Source organism: Vibrio sp. TAP-3B (assembly GCF_057784735.1).
This window is the reverse complement of the sequence record NZ_CM173495.1, coordinates 2,311,277-2,326,361: the sequence shown is the minus strand read 5'-3', so window position 1 is coordinate 2,326,361 and position 15,085 is coordinate 2,311,277. Positions and strand designations below refer to the sequence as shown.

Annotated in this window: 13 protein-coding genes; 8 read left to right on the top strand and 5 right to left on the bottom strand. The window is 46.6% G+C overall.

What is annotated here, in order from left to right:
- Positions 1 to 382: 382 nt before the first annotated feature.
- The 4 genes from AC3D28_RS10980 to hemC are packed head-to-tail and all read right to left on the bottom strand — an operon-like array spanning position 383 to position 4,447.
- Positions 383 to 1,564 carry a heme biosynthesis HemY N-terminal domain-containing protein gene (locus tag AC3D28_RS10980; protein ID WP_488534761.1) on the bottom strand — a complete coding sequence of 394 codons (1,182 nt, stop codon included), beginning with the start codon at positions 1,562 to 1,564 and terminating at the stop codon, positions 383 to 385.
- The gene (locus AC3D28_RS10975; RefSeq protein ID WP_488534760.1) at positions 1,564 to 2,760 is read right to left on the bottom strand and encodes a uroporphyrinogen-III C-methyltransferase; all 1,197 of its coding nucleotides are present in this window, start codon (positions 2,758 to 2,760) and stop codon (positions 1,564 to 1,566) included. Before AC3D28_RS10975 ends, AC3D28_RS10980 begins: the two co-directional genes overlap by 1 nt.
- 17 nt (positions 2,761 to 2,777) lie before the next feature.
- Entirely contained in the window at positions 2,778 to 3,506 is a 729-nt protein-coding gene (locus tag AC3D28_RS10970; RefSeq protein WP_488534759.1) for a uroporphyrinogen-III synthase, read from the bottom strand.
- A gap of 2 nt (positions 3,507 to 3,508) precedes the next feature.
- Complete coding sequence (gene hemC / locus AC3D28_RS10965) at positions 3,509 to 4,447, bottom strand: hydroxymethylbilane synthase (protein WP_488534758.1); 939 nt, start codon at positions 4,445 to 4,447, stop codon at positions 3,509 to 3,511.
- A 344-nt stretch (positions 4,448 to 4,791) separates the two neighbouring features.
- Between hemC and AC3D28_RS10960 the strand changes: the two genes are divergently transcribed.
- Positions 4,792 to 7,326, top strand: a complete 2,535-nt coding sequence (locus AC3D28_RS10960) for a class I adenylate cyclase (protein WP_098413444.1) — start codon at positions 4,792 to 4,794, stop codon at positions 7,324 to 7,326.
- Between the two features lie 69 nt (positions 7,327 to 7,395).
- Here the strand turns inward: AC3D28_RS10960 and cyaY are convergent, their stop codons facing one another.
- On the bottom strand, positions 7,396 to 7,710 hold the full coding sequence (gene cyaY, locus AC3D28_RS10955; RefSeq protein ID WP_098413445.1) for an iron donor protein CyaY: 315 nt from the start codon (positions 7,708 to 7,710) through the stop codon (positions 7,396 to 7,398).
- A 74-nt stretch (positions 7,711 to 7,784) separates the two neighbouring features.
- Between cyaY and lptM the strand changes: the two genes are divergently transcribed.
- The 7 genes from lptM to AC3D28_RS10920 all read left to right on the top strand — a co-directional run bounded on the left by lptM (position 7,785) and on the right by AC3D28_RS10920 (position 15,027).
- The gene (gene lptM, locus AC3D28_RS10950; protein ID WP_488534757.1) at positions 7,785 to 7,901 is read left to right on the top strand and encodes an LPS translocon maturation chaperone LptM; all 117 of its coding nucleotides are present in this window, start codon (positions 7,785 to 7,787) and stop codon (positions 7,899 to 7,901) included.
- A 60-nt stretch (positions 7,902 to 7,961) separates the two neighbouring features.
- Entirely contained in the window at positions 7,962 to 9,215 is a 1,254-nt protein-coding gene (gene lysA, locus AC3D28_RS10945) for a diaminopimelate decarboxylase (RefSeq protein WP_488534756.1), read from the top strand.
- 10 nt (positions 9,216 to 9,225) lie between these two features.
- Complete coding sequence (gene dapF / locus AC3D28_RS10940) at positions 9,226 to 10,056, top strand: diaminopimelate epimerase (protein ID WP_098413447.1); 831 nt, start codon at positions 9,226 to 9,228, stop codon at positions 10,054 to 10,056.
- Positions 10,050 to 10,781, top strand: a complete 732-nt coding sequence (locus tag AC3D28_RS10935) for a DUF484 family protein (protein WP_488534755.1) — start codon at positions 10,050 to 10,052, stop codon at positions 10,779 to 10,781. Before dapF ends, AC3D28_RS10935 begins: the two co-directional genes overlap by 7 nt.
- Entirely contained in the window at positions 10,747 to 11,679 is a 933-nt protein-coding gene (xerC, locus tag AC3D28_RS10930; protein ID WP_488534754.1) for a tyrosine recombinase XerC, read from the top strand. The genes AC3D28_RS10935 and xerC overlap by 35 nt, the downstream gene beginning before the upstream one ends.
- A 7-nt stretch (positions 11,680 to 11,686) precedes the next feature.
- Positions 11,687 to 12,403: a 5-amino-6-(5-phospho-D-ribitylamino)uracil phosphatase YigB gene (yigB, locus tag AC3D28_RS10925; RefSeq protein WP_488536082.1), complete on the top strand. Its 717-nt coding sequence runs from the start codon at positions 11,687 to 11,689 to the stop codon at positions 12,401 to 12,403.
- Between the two features lie 137 nt (positions 12,404 to 12,540).
- A complete protein-coding gene (locus AC3D28_RS10920; RefSeq protein WP_488534753.1) occupies positions 12,541 to 15,027 on the top strand; it encodes a bifunctional diguanylate cyclase/phosphodiesterase in 2,487 nt (828 codons plus the stop codon).
- Positions 15,028 to 15,085: the final 58 nt, after the last annotated feature.

Sequence of the window (15,085 nt, the reverse complement as noted above, 5' to 3'; positions counted from 1 at the left end):
TGAGACTTTGCCGTTTTAGGTCAAGTTCTGGCGGGGTTTGTTGTGATTGTTTCGGGTGTGAATATCATTGCCAATGAATCGGCTCCTGGGAGGCACGAATCCATCTGTGTCTTTTCTTGCAGGCCGTCGTCATCCTTCTTTAAAAATTCTGAACTCATTTATTGACGCTTGTGTGACTGACCTTTATTCATTTAGTCATTTGAGGTGGATCTTCTTTGAAGTGTATTAAGGCGAGTTACCTTATTTTTATTTGGGTGGTTTGTGTTTGGCTGGCGAGTTTGTAAAGTCGATATGAGAGGCTAGGCTAGGAATCCTTAGGAAAAAAGTGATGCATTACAGCAGCCGGCAGTTTTCACTGCCGGCTAATTAGAACTGTAATACATTAGTCACTTTGCACTAAAGCTAATGCTTTACGAGAGACTTCATGAGCCGCTTTAGTCAGGTTTTGCTTCTCTAGTGTGTCAGCTAAGAACGCGTAATCAGAGACGTCTGACCGAAGTTTCAAAGCAACTTCAAAGTGCTCTTGAGCTTCTTTCCACTTCGCTTGGCGGAAATAGAAGTGAGCCAGTGCGCTGTGCGCCTCGGCATTGTCTGGTTCTTTCTTGACGGTTCCTTCAAGCAATACCACTACTGGATGGATGTCCGGAAGGTTAAGCTCTGGCAAAAGCTGGTATAGTTCTGGCTCTGCTTGCTTTTTCAAAGATTCTTTCAGTACGGTAAAGGCTTCAGCATCCGCTTTGCGAGCGATAAGCTCACGAGCAAAGCATGCGATAAGGGCTGTCTCTTGCTTCACTTTACGCGACAAGCCATTCCAATGAGATATGAGCCCTTCACTGCCCTGTTGTTGTGCCACCTCGTGCATTAAACCGCATTGTGCTTTTTGTATCAATTCTGCTTGCTCTTCTTCCGTTATCAATTTCGCTTTAGTTAGCTGAGGCATTAGATCGATCAGTGGTTGCCAAAGCTTTAACTGCATATAGGTGGTTTTTAGCAAGTTCAAAACTATCGAATTGTTAGCATACTGACCTTTTAGAGATTGCAAAGTATCAAAAGCCGCTTCGAACTCGTTATCGCGAATAAACTGTTTCGCACGAGTTAATTCAACCGCGAGGTGAGCGTTTTTTTGTTGGCTAGCTAAGTCGAGGTAGTGATCACGTTTGGCTTTATCGCCTTGACCTTGTGCCGCTTCAGAAGCGACCAAATAACATAATAGAGGCATATCGTGGTGATTTGCCCAGCGTGTTACTTTTTTTTCTGCCCCTTTCCAATCGCCCTCAAGTAATTTGATAATCCCTTCATTGGTGTATCGACGTGAATGACGCATTTTGCGCACGCTGAAGTAGTTCCATGTACTTGAGCTTGCATAGATAAGTTTCTTAATTAAATATTCAAGCAGAAATAGGCCAGCAAGCGCAGCGATAACGAAAACAACTAAAGTCGTTACACTCATCTCGATCGTTTTTCCGGCGATGGAGATCAATACATAGCCTTGTTGACCAGAGAATTGAGTACCAACAAATAGGCCTGCGCCTAGAACAACAAACAGGAAAATAAAACGAACCATTATTTACCCTCCATACCTGTCATTGTGGTGACTTCACGACGTAAGCGCTCACGAATGACATCGGAAAGTTGAGACTGGCTGTGCAGTTTTGTTGGGTATTCCACCTGAATATTTTGCTGACTCAATTGGTTGATGGTTTTATTGAACTCCTTCACCGAGTTATCTTCTTGGTTAAAGAACGCCAATGCCCATTTATCGGCTGTTTTTAAAGAGGTAGTGTAAATTTCGCCTTGTTCTTGATAGACGGCTTTGATGGCCGTTTCCAGCTTCGCTTTAATGTTTTCTTTTAGGTAAAAATGCTGAGTTGGAGAGAGCAGTGGGATAGCATTGCCATCTCGAGTACGAAAGGTAATGAAGTTCTCTGAGAAGTCTTTCAACGAGGTCATTAGGTTATCTTGCCAGTTGGCAATATTTTCAGACACTTCGTTTTTCTCGACGACTTTTGCTTCTGGAAGCAGTGCATTCGCGAGCGGCAGATTGTCTACTTGTTGTTGTAGAGCGGTCAAACGTAGCACAAGACCGTCTCGGTCAATCAAAGGGATGGTGCGAAGTTTGGTGATGTCGTTGGCCATCGCTTTGCGTAGTGTCACTAGGCTAGGGTCATTGAGTGCGGCAATACGTTGATCCGCACTTTCCATTAATTGGGTCGCGCTTTCAACGTCATGCTCAAGGAACAATTTACGACCCGCGAGTTTGACTAAATAGTCGGCTTCTGCCAGTAGCCAGTCATTTGGTCGACGACCTTTCACGTCTGCCATTGCCAGTTGCAGGCTTTCAATGCTTTTTTGCTGCTGACCAAGAATGACTTCGGTTTGATGTGTTACCGATGTTGTTTTTTCAATGGTTTCTTTTTTTACCTGAGTCAACTCTTGCTGCATTGAAGCTTGCGTTTGTTTTATCTGCTTTTGAAGTTGAGCAATTTTGGCTTGATAATCGGTTTGTTGCTGATGAAGTTTGTACGCTAGGCCGCCACCAAAAATAATAGATAGGATGATAGCCACAGTACCAAGTTTAACGCCGCGCTTGCCTTGTTTTTCTTCAAACTCAGTTTTTTTTGGTGTATCAGCAATTTTAGGGGACTCTTTTTCCGGTTCTGGCTCCTGTTTCGCTGCGTCTTTTTCAGCTAGCGCTGCCGAGGAAGTTTCTTCGGAAAGGTTTTTATCGTTATTTTTTTGGTCGTTATTTTTACTTGTCATGCCTATATCCTGTGTAGCTAGGGCTGGAGAGCAGCCAGTAATTCTTGATTGGATGCGCTTCCTGTGCATCTCACTCGAGTGAACCCCCGTTGAATTGCGATATCAGCAATGCGTTGACTGGGGATATACAACCTTTGTTGATTAAGCCAAGTCAATTGTTCTGACGTTAATTGGCGGCACAAATAATCCAGTTGCTCACCACTCGTGACGATGATCTGGTTAATTTGCAGATTTTTCCATAGTGAGATACAGCTTACTGGATCGAATGGGATGAATTCTCTCTTGTAAGTCTCACTATAGTGAACTTTTGCTCCACGTTTCATCAATGCATCTTTAATCAGCTCTCTCCCTCCGTTACCACGAAGAATGAGAACCTGTTGTTGTGCCACATTGTTGAGCTCTGGTAGTCGCAATAAATGTTCACTATCACTGACTTGGGGATAGTGTACTTTCTGTTGAGTGCATTTGCTTAAATAGTGTGCTGTTTTTTGACCAACGGCAAGGTAAATAACCTGTTTCGGCCATGATGCTCCGTGACTTGTTAAGATTTGCTGCGCACATTGCACCGCATGTCGACTGACCGCGATAACGATTTGAGCTTGGGGAAGATGCTGAGATAGGTGCGTATCCGTGAGATCGGTAACGATGTCGATCAGCGGATGGTGATGTGCAGAAATGCCGTGCCTTTCGAGCAGAGAGCAAAGCGCAGTGCCTTGCTCTCCCGGCCGAGTGACCAACACTGCCATGATTATTCGTGATCTGCGTACAGCTTAGTTAAAATTTCACGAGCGCCGTTTTCGAGTAGCTGGTTGCCCAGCTGAACGCCCAAGGTTTCGCCATCTTTACGGTGGCCACGAATTTCACCTCGTACAATTTTGCTGCCATCAGGCTCACCGACCAGTGCACGTAACCAAATGTCATCACCATTAAGCAGAGCATAACTGCCAATGGGTACCTGACAGCCGCCTTCTAGGGTCAGATTCATTGCACGCTCACACAAGACGCGATCGACTGTATCTGGGTGATTAAGTGGCTCAAGTAGCTTCAGCAGTCGTTCGTCGTTGAGTCGGCACTCAATACCCACCGCACCTTGGCCGACCGCAGGCAATGATTGTTCGGGTTCGATAAAGCTGCGAATTCGTTCTTCCAGTTTCAAACGCTTTAGGCCAGCCGCTGCAAGAATAATGGCGTCGTATTGACCGGCATCCAGCTTACCAAGGCGAGTTCCAACATTACCACGTAGCTCTTTAATAATGATGTCTGGACGGTATTCTTTCAGTTGGCACTGACGACGCAAACTGCATGTCCCGACAATAGCTCCTTGAGGTAGGTCATCAATGTTGCTGTAGGTATTAGAAACAAAAGCATCGCGTGGGTCTTCTCGTTCACAAATGGTTACGAGCCCAAGCCCTTCAGGGAAGTCAACCGGTACGTCTTTCATCGAATGGACGGCAAGATCTGCGCGACCCTCTAACATTGCGACTTCCAATTCTTTAACGAACAAGCCTTTACCACCCACTTTGGCCAGTGGAGTATCTAAAATCACGTCACCTTTGGTCACCATAGTTACTAACTCGACTTCTAAACCAGGGTGAGCGGCTTGAAGGGCATCTTTAACAAAATAAGCTTGCCACAAAGCAAGCGGGCTTTTTCGAGTTGCAATGCGAATAGGTGTGGATTGTGTCATGATCTTCTCAATGCTGTTTGGATTTGGGTTTATCCTACCATTCTCACCAAGAAATGCTTACTGTTAGTTGGTTATCTCCGAATAGTATGAATGGGATAACATGATGTTATGAAAATAGTGTGACTGGATTCTCAATTAGACTAAGGACTATTATTAGTAATAGGCATTACAAGCGACACTACCGCGCGGCCTATTTTGTGACTAAAGTATGGTTTTGGAACCGAAGCGATTCACAGAGCGAAACTTTACCCATACTAATAAAAGTGTTAAATTGATCACGTTTTTAAGCCGTATTGGTTTAAAACGTCAGCAGATTTCCGTGATTGTTCAACCAAGGATTTACCTTGCAGGCTTACACCCATAAAATCATTCAGCGATTAGATAATTTGAACCAGCAGCGAATTGATCGCGCGCTGGCGCTTATGGATGCGCAAAGCCAGCAAGTGTTCCACTTGATTCCTGCCTTGTTCAACTACAACCATCCTGTTATTCCTGGTTACTACGACGCCGACGTCCCGTTTGGGGTGCTCGGGCTTGAGCTGAATAACATCCAACAGCAATTCATTGATGATACTCAATTGGCTATTGGCCAGCCGTTAAAGACGGCAGATGCGCCAGCTATACTTGGGTTGTACACGATGGGCAGCACCTCGTCGATTGGTCAAAGTACGTCAAGTGATTTAGATATTTGGGTCTGTATTTCACCAGAGATGGATTGTGACGAGCGTGAACTGTTGACCAACAAATGCTTGCTGATCACCGATTGGGCACAAAGCCAAGGTGTTGAAGCAAACTTCTTTTTGATGGATGAAGATCGTTTTCGTAGCAATCACTCGGAAGAGATGACCGGTGATAACTGCGGCTCTTCTCAACATCTCCTTTTGCTTGATGAATTTTATCGCAGCGCAGTTCGTATCGCCGGACAGCGTTTGCTATGGCAAATTGTGCCGCCAGAAATGGAAGAGTGTTACGACGAGTACGTTTCACAGCTTTGTCGCGATGGCTACATCGACTGTAGTGATTGGATCGACTTTGGTAAACTGCATCGCATTCCTGCTGAAGAATACTTTGGTTCGAACTTGTGGCAGTTATATAAAAGTATCGATTCGCCCTACAAATCGGTACTAAAAGCGATTTTGCTGGAAGCTTACTCGTGGGAATACCCACATACCCAATTATTAAGTATTGATACCAAGCGTCGTTTCTTTGCTCATGAGCCCGATCTCTATGGTATGGACGCGTATTACTTGATGTTGGAAAAAGTGACGCGTTACCTAGAACGTATTCAGGATTACACACGGCTGGATTTGGTACGTCGTTGCTTCTACCTCAAAACCCATGAAAAGCTTTCTCGTGAACCGGATGTCGGATCGGTTGCATGGCGTCGTGCGGCGCTCAGCGACATGATCGCGAAATGGAATTGGGATGAAAGTGTGGTGGCGGAATTAGATGACCGCCGTAACTGGAAGGTTGAGCAGGTAACCAAGGTGCATCATGCGCTGCTTGATGCGTTGATGCAGAGTTATCGAAACCTTATCCAATTTGCCCGTCGTAACGACATTACATCGGCCATCAGCCCACAAGATATCAGCATTCTGGCGCGCAAGTTGTATGCGGCATTTGAAGTATTGCCCGGTAAAGTAACATTGCTTAACCCACAGATTTCGCCTGATTTACATGAGCCGGATTTGAGCTTCATTGAAGTGAAAGAAGGCAGTGCGAATAAGTCTGGCTGGTATCTTTACAAACAGCCATTGATTGCACACCGGATTATGGGTCAACCATACCTAGAGCATCATGAATACTTAAGTAAACTGGTGTCGTGGGCATTTTTTAATGGGCTGATCACTGAATCAACCCGTTTGCATGCTGTCGTACGCGAAGCGCAGCTAGATATCGATAAGTTCTATCAAATGGTGAGTGACCTACGTAATACCTTTGCATTGCGTAAGCGCCGCCCAACAATGCAAGCGTTAGGAAGCCCATGTGAAATCAGTCAGCTTGCGATGTTCATTAACTTTGAAAGCGATCCGACCACGGAATTATCTGGTCGTTCACTTAAAGTGGATGTAAAAAACACCGATATTTTCAGTTTTAGTTCTCAGCATAAGAACTTGGTCGGCAGTGTCGATTTGGTGTATCGCAACTCATGGCATGAAGTGCGAACACTGCACTTTAAAGGCGAAACGGCAATACTGGATGCATTGAAAACTATTTTGGGCAAGATGCACCAAGACGCACTCCCCCCTGAGTCGGTGGATGTGTTTTGTTACGCCAAGAACATGCGCGGTGTGATGCGTAATATGGTGTACCAGCTATTAGCAGAGTGTATTGATTTACGTTTGAAGCCGGTAGAGCAAGAGAAACGTCGCCGCTTTAAAGCGATGCGCCTTGGTAATCAAACCTACGGTTTGTTCTTCGAGCGTCGTGGTGTATCAGTACAGAAACTGGAAAACTCCATCGATTTCTACCGCAGCATCTCGACCAATAAATTACAAGGCTCGCCATTGTTAATGCTGGATAGAGAGAAAGAGTATCAGATGCCGGAAGCAGTGGATGGGTTTGCCAGTGAAGGCTTGGTGCAGTTCTTCTTTGAAGACAACGATAACGATGGCGGTTTCAACATTTATGTATTGGATGAGTCGAACCAAGTCGAGGTTTATCACCAGTTCAGTGGCTCGAAAGATGAGATGATCTCGTCAGTGAACAGTTTCTATACTTCGGTGAAAGGTGAGAGTCGTGTCGCCTCTAAGTTTATTAACTTCAACTTACCGCAGTACTACCAAATTATTCATCCTAAAGAGGGGAATGCTTACATTATTCCTTATCGCAATGACGCTTGTTCGCCTCGTCGTCCGACGAAAGCAATCAATGCTTAAAAGCATGGACGATTAAATACACCAAGAACACATCAGTGCTCTTGGTGTTTGGGTGAGGATGGAGAAGCATCACGCCCAATCAATGGCTTCGCCAGCGTGTTTTTCACACTCTTGTTTGACCATCTCAAACAGCTCCATACCTGTCTTTGAACAGATCCATTTGTCTTCAATAAGCTTGAAGTGGAAACCACCCGATTTTGATGCCAACCAAATCTCATGCATCGGCTCTTGGCGGTTAATGATGATCTGGCTGCGGTCTTCAAACTCTAATGTCATGACATTGCCAGACACCTCAAAATCGATGTCTGCGCCTGAATCATCGATGGATTCTTCGATGAGTTGCATCTGCGCATCCACCAGTTGATGAAATTCAGTATCGTTCATCCGTCTATCCTATTGCTTTTCCTGAGTGTGGTGCGATTATAGGGGGCATTGATTCAATAATCACGATATGCGAAATGAAAAAATTAGTTACTGTGTTGTTTGTGATGGTTTCCGCGGCGTTAGCGGGATGTGGCCAATCTGGCTCACTATACATTCCAGACGACACTCAACAGAATGAGCAATCACAATAATAACCGCACCTTAGGGTGAAATCAGGGTACAGCAGTCGAATAAAATAAGGGAAGCGAATTTTGGATTACTTCAACTATCAGGATGATGGCCAGCTTTGGGCCGAAGACGTCCCACTTCAAGCTCTGGCCGAGCAATATGGCACTCCTCTTTACGTATACTCTAGAGCCACGTTAGAGCGCCATTGGAAGGCGTTTGATAGTGCCGTGGGTCAGCATCCTCATCTGGTGTGTTATGCCGTTAAAGCCAACTCAAACCTAGGGGTATTGAATGCGCTGGCACGCTTAGGGTCAGGTTTCGATATCGTGTCGGGGGGGGAACTCGAACGTGTGATAGCTGCTGGTGGTGAGCCGAAAAAAGTCGTGTTCTCTGGCGTTGGTAAAACCGCAGCAGAAATGAAACGTGCGCTGGAGTTAGGGATTAAGTGCTTCAACGTCGAATCTGAACCCGAACTTGAAAGCTTGAACAAAGTGGCAGGTGAACTGGGTGTGATGGCGCCGATTTCATTGCGTATTAACCCTGATGTCGACGCACAAACACACCCTTATATTTCGACAGGCCTTCGCGATAATAAATTTGGCATTGCATTTGAACGTGCGCCAGAGGTATACCAATTCGCGCAGAGTTTGCCAAATTTGAATGTGCAAGGTATCGACTGTCACATCGGCTCACAGCTCACGAACATCGAGCCGTTTATCGACGCGACCGATCGTTTGCTGACCCTGATTGATGATTTAAAAGCGCAAGGTATCAATATTCGTCACCTTGATGTTGGTGGTGGCCTTGGCGTGGTATACCGAGATGAGCTGCCGCCTCAGCCTTCAGATTACGCGAAAGCGCTGCTAGGCCGGCTTGATAATCACCAAGACCTAGAGCTCATTTTCGAGCCAGGTCGTGCGATAGCTGCGAACGCGGGTATCTTGTTAACGCGTGTTGAATTTTTAAAACACACCGAACACAAGAACTTCGCCATTATTGATGCCGCCATGAATGACTTGATGCGTCCTGCACTATACCAAGCATGGCAAGATATCGTGCCCGTTTCACCGCGTGGGGGTGACGTGCAGACTTACGATTTGGTTGGCCCTATTTGTGAAACGGGCGACTTCTTGGGTAAAGATCGCGCACTCGCTTTGCAAGAAGGTGATCTACTCGCGGTTCGTTCAGCGGGTGCCTATGGTTTCGTGATGTCTTCGAACTACAATACTCGTACCCGAGCGGCGGAAGTGATGGTGGATGGTAAGCAGAGCCACCTTGTTCGCCAGCGTGAAGAGCTGACCAGTTTGTGGCAGCTGGAACAGATTCTACCGGAGTAACACACACAAAATGCATTTCCACTTTTCCAAAATGCACGGTTTGGGCAATGACTTTATGATTGTCGACTGTATTACCCAAAACGTGTTTTTCTCGCAAGATTTGATCCGTCGTTTGGCGAATCGTCATACCGGGGTCGGCTTTGACCAATTGCTCGTGGTTGAGGCGCCATATGATCCAGAAACCGACTTCCATTATCGTATTTTTAATGCGGATGGCAGTGAAGTTGAGCAGTGTGGGAACGGCGCTCGTTGTTTTGCTCGGTTTGTCCGCTTGAAAGGACTAACCAATAAATACAGCATCAGCGTCAGTACCAAGAGAGGCAAGATGACTCTCAACATCGAGGATGACGGGGACGTGACGGTCAACATGGGGGTGCCAGAATTCGAGCCGAATAAAATTCCTTTCAAGGCCAAACAGAAAGAGAAAACCTACATCATGCGTGCTGGCGACAAAACTCTGTTTTGTGGTGCCGTGAACATGGGTAACCCGCATGTCGTAACGGTTGTGGATGATGTGGATACTGCCGATGTCGATACGTTAGGCCCGTTACTCGAATCTCACGAACGTTTCCCTGAACGCGTCAATGCCGGTTTTATGCAAATCGTAAGTCGCAATCAGATTCGCTTGCGTGTTTATGAACGTGGTGCGGGTGAAACTCAAGCTTGCGGTAGCGGTGCTTGTGGCGCGGTTGCGGTGGGGATCTTGCAAGGCTTGCTGGATGAGAATGTGACGGTTTCTCTGCCTGGAGGAGAGCTGCGTATTGCATGGCAAGGTCCAGGGAAGCCGCTGTTTATGACTGGCCCAACAACACACGTGTTTGATGGTCAATTATCATGTTAGTGGAAGAAAAAGGAAACGGTTTGTCTCAAATAGAAGCCGATGCATTAACGGCGGAAGTGGTTGCCGGTTACCTTAAAGATCACCCTGATTTTTTTGTCCAGCGTCCAGAGTTAGTGGATCGCTTGTCGTTTCCGCATCGTGATTTGGGCGCGGTTTCTCTGGTTCATATTCAAATGAACCGCCAACGTCAGCGCATTGAAGAGTTGGAAGAAGAAATCACGACCTTGATGTCGCTTGCAGCCAATAATGATCGCACGTTTTACGAGTTTATGGATTTACAGGGGCTGATTCTAAAATGCGGTGACTTCAAACAAGTCATTCACGCTATCGAAGAGAAAGCCCAAGCGCTGGGCTTGCGCGCCTTTGTGCGATTGTTTAGCCAATGCGACGCATCGAGCCAATTGAGCAAAGAAAACTACCAACGTTTTGCGACCACTCATTTAAACGGAAAAGAGGCGTATTTAGGCCGCCTACGCAAAGTCGACCGTGAAGCTTTGTTCGGCGATATGAAAGTGCCTGAAATGGGATCGTATGTGGTCCTGCCGTTAGTCAAACAGCAGACGCTTGGGGTATTGGTCTTCTCGAGCGAAGATGGTGGTCATTTTCAACCAGAGATGGACACCTTGTTTTTACGTCACCTATCATTAATCGTGGCACATCTCGCTCAAACACTGGTATGGCAAAGTTACGATGACGACAACGCCCAACACTCCTCTGCCAAATAGTTTACGAAAGCCCCTTGAACGTTTTTATGAATTTCTACGAAGCGAAAAGGGGTTGAGCTTACATACTCAACGTAATTACAAACAACAATTAGAAACCATGGCTCAGCACTTAGTTGAAATGGGACTCAAAGATTGGTCTCAAGTCGACGCGGGTTGGGTACGTCAACTGGCGGGTAAAGGCATGCGAGAAGGCATGAAAGCCAGTAGCCTAGCGACGCGGCTTTCGTCACTGCGTAGCTTTTTTGATTTTCTTATCCTTCGAGGTGAAATGTCAGCCAATCCCGCTAAAGGGGTTTCTGCGCCACGCAAGCAGCGTCCGTTACCGAAAAACCTCGATGTGGATGAAGTGAGTCAGTTACTCGACGTGAATGAAGACGACCCGCTCTCGGTGCGTGATCGTGCAATGATGGAGCTGATGTATGGTGCGGGGTTGCGTTTAGCCGAACTGGTCAGTGTCGATGTACGCCATGTCCACCTGCGCAGTGGCGAACTTCGTGTTATCGGTAAAGGTGATAAAGAACGCAAAGTCCCGTTCTCCGGAATGGCGACCGAGTGGGTCGCAAAATGGTTGAAAGTGCGTGGCGGCCTTGCGGCGCCGGGTGAGCCTGCGTTGTTTGTCTCCAAACTGGGCACACGGATCTCGCATCGTAGTGTGCAAAAACGCATGGCAGAATGGGGACAGAAACAATCGGTCGCCAGTCACATCAGCCCACACAAGTTGCGTCACTCATTTGCGACCCACATGTTGGAATCGAGCAATAATTTGCGAGCGGTGCAAGAGTTATTAGGCCACGAAAATATCTCGACTACCCAGATTTATACTCACTTGGATTTCCAACATTTGGCGCAAGCCTATGACCAAGCACATCCCCGTGCTCGTAAAAAGCGTGGAGGCTGAATCACCGATGAAATTCTACCGTCGAATCGCGCCTGTTAAGGCGATGACGTTTGACCTCGACGACACGCTTTATGATAACTATCCGGTCATAGTCCGTATGGAGCGTGAATTACTGACCTGGTTACAGCAAACTCACCCAGCGGTTGCACACATGGGTAAGGCCGAGTGGTTACAAGTGAAGCGGCATGTTGTGCAGCAGAACCCAGAGTTAAAAAGTGATGTCACGCTGTGGCGTTTGGTGCAGCTTAAACACGGTTTTCTTCACGCGGGTTATAACGACCAGCAAGCGTTAGCCGCCGCTGAAGAGGGCGTGCAGCTGGCGCTCGACTGGCGCAGCCGATTTGCCGTACCACAGCCAACCCTCGACCTGTTAGCGCAACTGGGTGAGCGGATTCCGCTGGTGGCCATCACCAATGGTAACGTCGATGTAGATAAAGTTGGGTTAACGCCGTATTTCCAATCCGTACTTAAAGCGGGACCAGATGGTTTGGCGAAACCCGCAACGGACATGTTTATTAAGGCGCAGCAGTTTTTAGCTTGTCCGGCAGTGAATATTTTGCATGTGGGGGATCATTTAGTGACGGATGTGCATGGTGCAAAATCTGCTGGATTTTCAGCTTGTTGGTTTAATGATATGAATAAAAATGTCATGAATCATGCAAAAGCACGCATGTTGCCTGATGTTGAAATCAACAGTTTGCAGCCGTTACTCACACTTTTTTAATGGCTTTCGCATTAATCCAGTCTGAACTCATTTTGTGTCTAGAAAAGCAGCGTAAAGCCACGTAAATTATTCACTATTAAGTAAAAAAGTAACGCCACGCGTCGTGGTGAAAACAGTATTACGGCAGTGGTAGGTGTATGCGATCTTTTTCCAAACTGGTTCACGATGTCAGTCAGCTGAATGATTTTTTAATCGCTTCTCAGATTTCTCCAGATAGACAATGCTTGGTGCAAATGTTGTCTACTCAGCCACGAGACCTTACAGCTGTACTCGCAGAGGCCGTTTTAATGGTGGTGCCAAACGCGGACATCATCGGGCACAGCACCCGCAACGTTATCCACGAAGGGGAGATATATACTTCAGGCTGTCTCGTTAACCTGATTGAATTTGAGCACACCACAATCACGTCGGCCGTGCAAACCTACTCTTATTCACCTGATATCGATGGTGGAGAACTCAAGCGCTCACTCTTATTGCAGCACCACTCTCAAGTCATCATCAGTTTTGGCGTGCAAGTTGAGCGTCGTGATTATCCGCTGTTCCAAACATTTGCCACTGAGAATGTTGCGCTCTCTGGTGGGTTGGCACAAAGCATCGATGATGGTTGTTGGGTATTGCATCAAAATCAAATTTTCGAGAACGCCGTTGTGGCGGTCGCTTTGCACAGCGATAGTTTAAAGATATGGACAGACGCGTATTCAGAGTGGAATCCGATTGGTATACCACACTATGTCACTCATGCCGAAGGGACTCGCTTGTATTGCTTAGGCGAAGATAAAGCCCTAGAGGTTTATCAGCGTTATCTGGCGGATGGGCATGATATAACGCTCAGCCAGCTTCTGAGTTTTCCGTTATACCGAGAATCGCTCGGTCGTAAAGAAGTGTGCAGCGTGACGGACTTGCACTCAGATGGGAGCATGAGTTTTGATAAGCCTTGGTGTCTTGGTGATGAAGTCCAGTTTTGCTATAACCATCCATCACTGACGCTAGAGCAAGTACGACATGGAGTCGTTGAACTTGGCATGCATCAACCCGAAGTGGTGATGATTTTTAATTGTGCCTCACGGTTAGACTTTATCGACAGCAGTGATGAGGTGGATGCCTTTAAAGGGATCGCCACTACTTTCGGCAGTTATTGCATGGGAGAGTTACATGGAGAGGTGGGGCAGCCCGAAATTCTCCATCACAGTCTGACTTACTTAGCGATGCGAGAAGGGGATGAAGTTCAATCTCTCAATCTTCCTGAGCCACCGGTTAGTTCCTCCATCTCACCGCTGTTTAGCCTGATCCGGAATGCGATTAGCGATCTCAATCATATGAATGCGCACATGGGCTACCAACTGGACAGGCAAACAAAGAAGTTGCAAGAGAGCTATCGTTGCGATAACCGAACCGGATTGCAAAACCGCATTGCGTTACAAGAACGGTTAAATAGCGTTGCTGCCGATGAGCACTTACTGACGATTAAGTTACTTAACTTTAGCCACATTAATGAAAAATACGGCTATCGCGTTGGTGACCAGTTACTGAAAGATCTCTCCATGCACTTTACCAACCGACTAAGAAAACGTTTTGGCATGCTTGCCGCTTTGCAGCTCTATAGCATTGGAGTCGGAGAGTGGGCGTTTGTGTTTAAGGCGGATGCAAGCAGTGAAACTATTAAGCAACACTTTACTCGTTTTACCGATGCGGTGGAGCAAATCAACTTTGAACCGATGGGTCTACGAGAAATTGATTATCTTTCTATTTCTCTGTGCGGAGGTTTGGTCAGTCGTCGAGATTTTCTCTCGGCTTCGCCGGATGAATTATTACTCAAGGGCATAGAAGCCCGTCGTGCTGGCGTTCGCAGTAATACCCATATCTGTAATGCAAAAGACATCGAAGTCAGCGAAGATGTACGTAAAGAGCAGTTAGGCTGGTTGAGCTGTGTCAGTCGGGCGATTCTCAAGCAGAACATCCTCACCTATAGTCAGCCAATTGTGCATGCGGACAGTCATCGTTTGGCTAGCCAAGAGTGCTTAGTTCGGATTCAGGAAGAGGATGGGTCAGTAATTGCACCGGGACATTTTTTACCGATCATTGCAGATACCCATTTGTATACCAGATTGAGTCGTCACATGATTCACGCCACGCTGCATTACATGCGAGACAAGCAAGGTGACTTCTCGATTAACTTATCTCCGCAAGACTTATTAAGTGATAAGACCTTAATGCTGCTGGAGCACCAAATCTGTCAGCTTAACGATCCAAGGCGGATTGGCTTGGAAGTGTTGGAGTCGGAGCAAATCAAAGACTATGGTCGAATGATCGAAGTATGCAGCCACTTCAGAAGCTTAGGCGCACGCATCATTGTTGATGACTTTGGTTCCGGTTACTCTAATATTGATGAGATCCTAAAGCTTGAGCCTGAAGTGATAAAGCTCGATGGCAGTTTGATTCGCGATATCGATAAAGACTTAAAGCAGCGCAAAATAGCCTCTCAGCTTGTTCGCTTGTGTCAGGTGTTTAATGCTGAGACAGTCGCGGAATTTGTTCACAACCGAGAAGTGTGCAAAATCGCACAAGAGATGGGCGTGGATTATTTACAAGGGTACTACTTGGGTGCGCCAACGCGGCTGTTTTAAGCGTGTTTCACGTGAAACCATGACGCATAAAAACGCAGCCAGCGCTGCGTTTTTTGTA

Excerpts from the sequence above, each read along its gene's own strand:
- AC3D28_RS10980 (WP_488534761.1), bottom strand. The coding sequence starts at position 1,564 with ATGGTTCGTTTTATTTTCCTGTTTGTTGTTCTAGGCGCAGGCCTATTT.
- AC3D28_RS10975 (WP_488534760.1), bottom strand. The coding sequence starts at position 2,760 with ATGACAAGTAAAAATAACGACCAAAAAAATAACGATAAAAACCTTTCC.
- AC3D28_RS10970 (WP_488534759.1), bottom strand. The coding sequence starts at position 3,506 with ATGGCAGTGTTGGTCACTCGGCCGGGAGAGCAAGGCACTGCGCTTTGC.
- hemC (WP_488534758.1), bottom strand. The coding sequence starts at position 4,447 with ATGACACAATCCACACCTATTCGCATTGCAACTCGAAAAAGCCCGCTT.
- cyaY (WP_098413445.1), bottom strand. The coding sequence starts at position 7,710 with ATGAACGATACTGAATTTCATCAACTGGTGGATGCGCAGATGCAACTC.
- lptM (WP_488534757.1), top strand. The coding sequence starts at position 7,785 with ATGAAAAAATTAGTTACTGTGTTGTTTGTGATGGTTTCCGCGGCGTTA.
- dapF (WP_098413447.1), top strand. The coding sequence starts at position 9,226 with ATGCATTTCCACTTTTCCAAAATGCACGGTTTGGGCAATGACTTTATG.
- AC3D28_RS10935 (WP_488534755.1), top strand. The coding sequence starts at position 10,050 with ATGTTAGTGGAAGAAAAAGGAAACGGTTTGTCTCAAATAGAAGCCGAT.
- xerC (WP_488534754.1), top strand. The coding sequence starts at position 10,747 with ATGACGACAACGCCCAACACTCCTCTGCCAAATAGTTTACGAAAGCCC.
- yigB (WP_488536082.1), top strand. The coding sequence starts at position 11,687 with ATGAAATTCTACCGTCGAATCGCGCCTGTTAAGGCGATGACGTTTGAC.
- AC3D28_RS10920 (WP_488534753.1), top strand. The coding sequence starts at position 12,541 with ATGCGATCTTTTTCCAAACTGGTTCACGATGTCAGTCAGCTGAATGAT.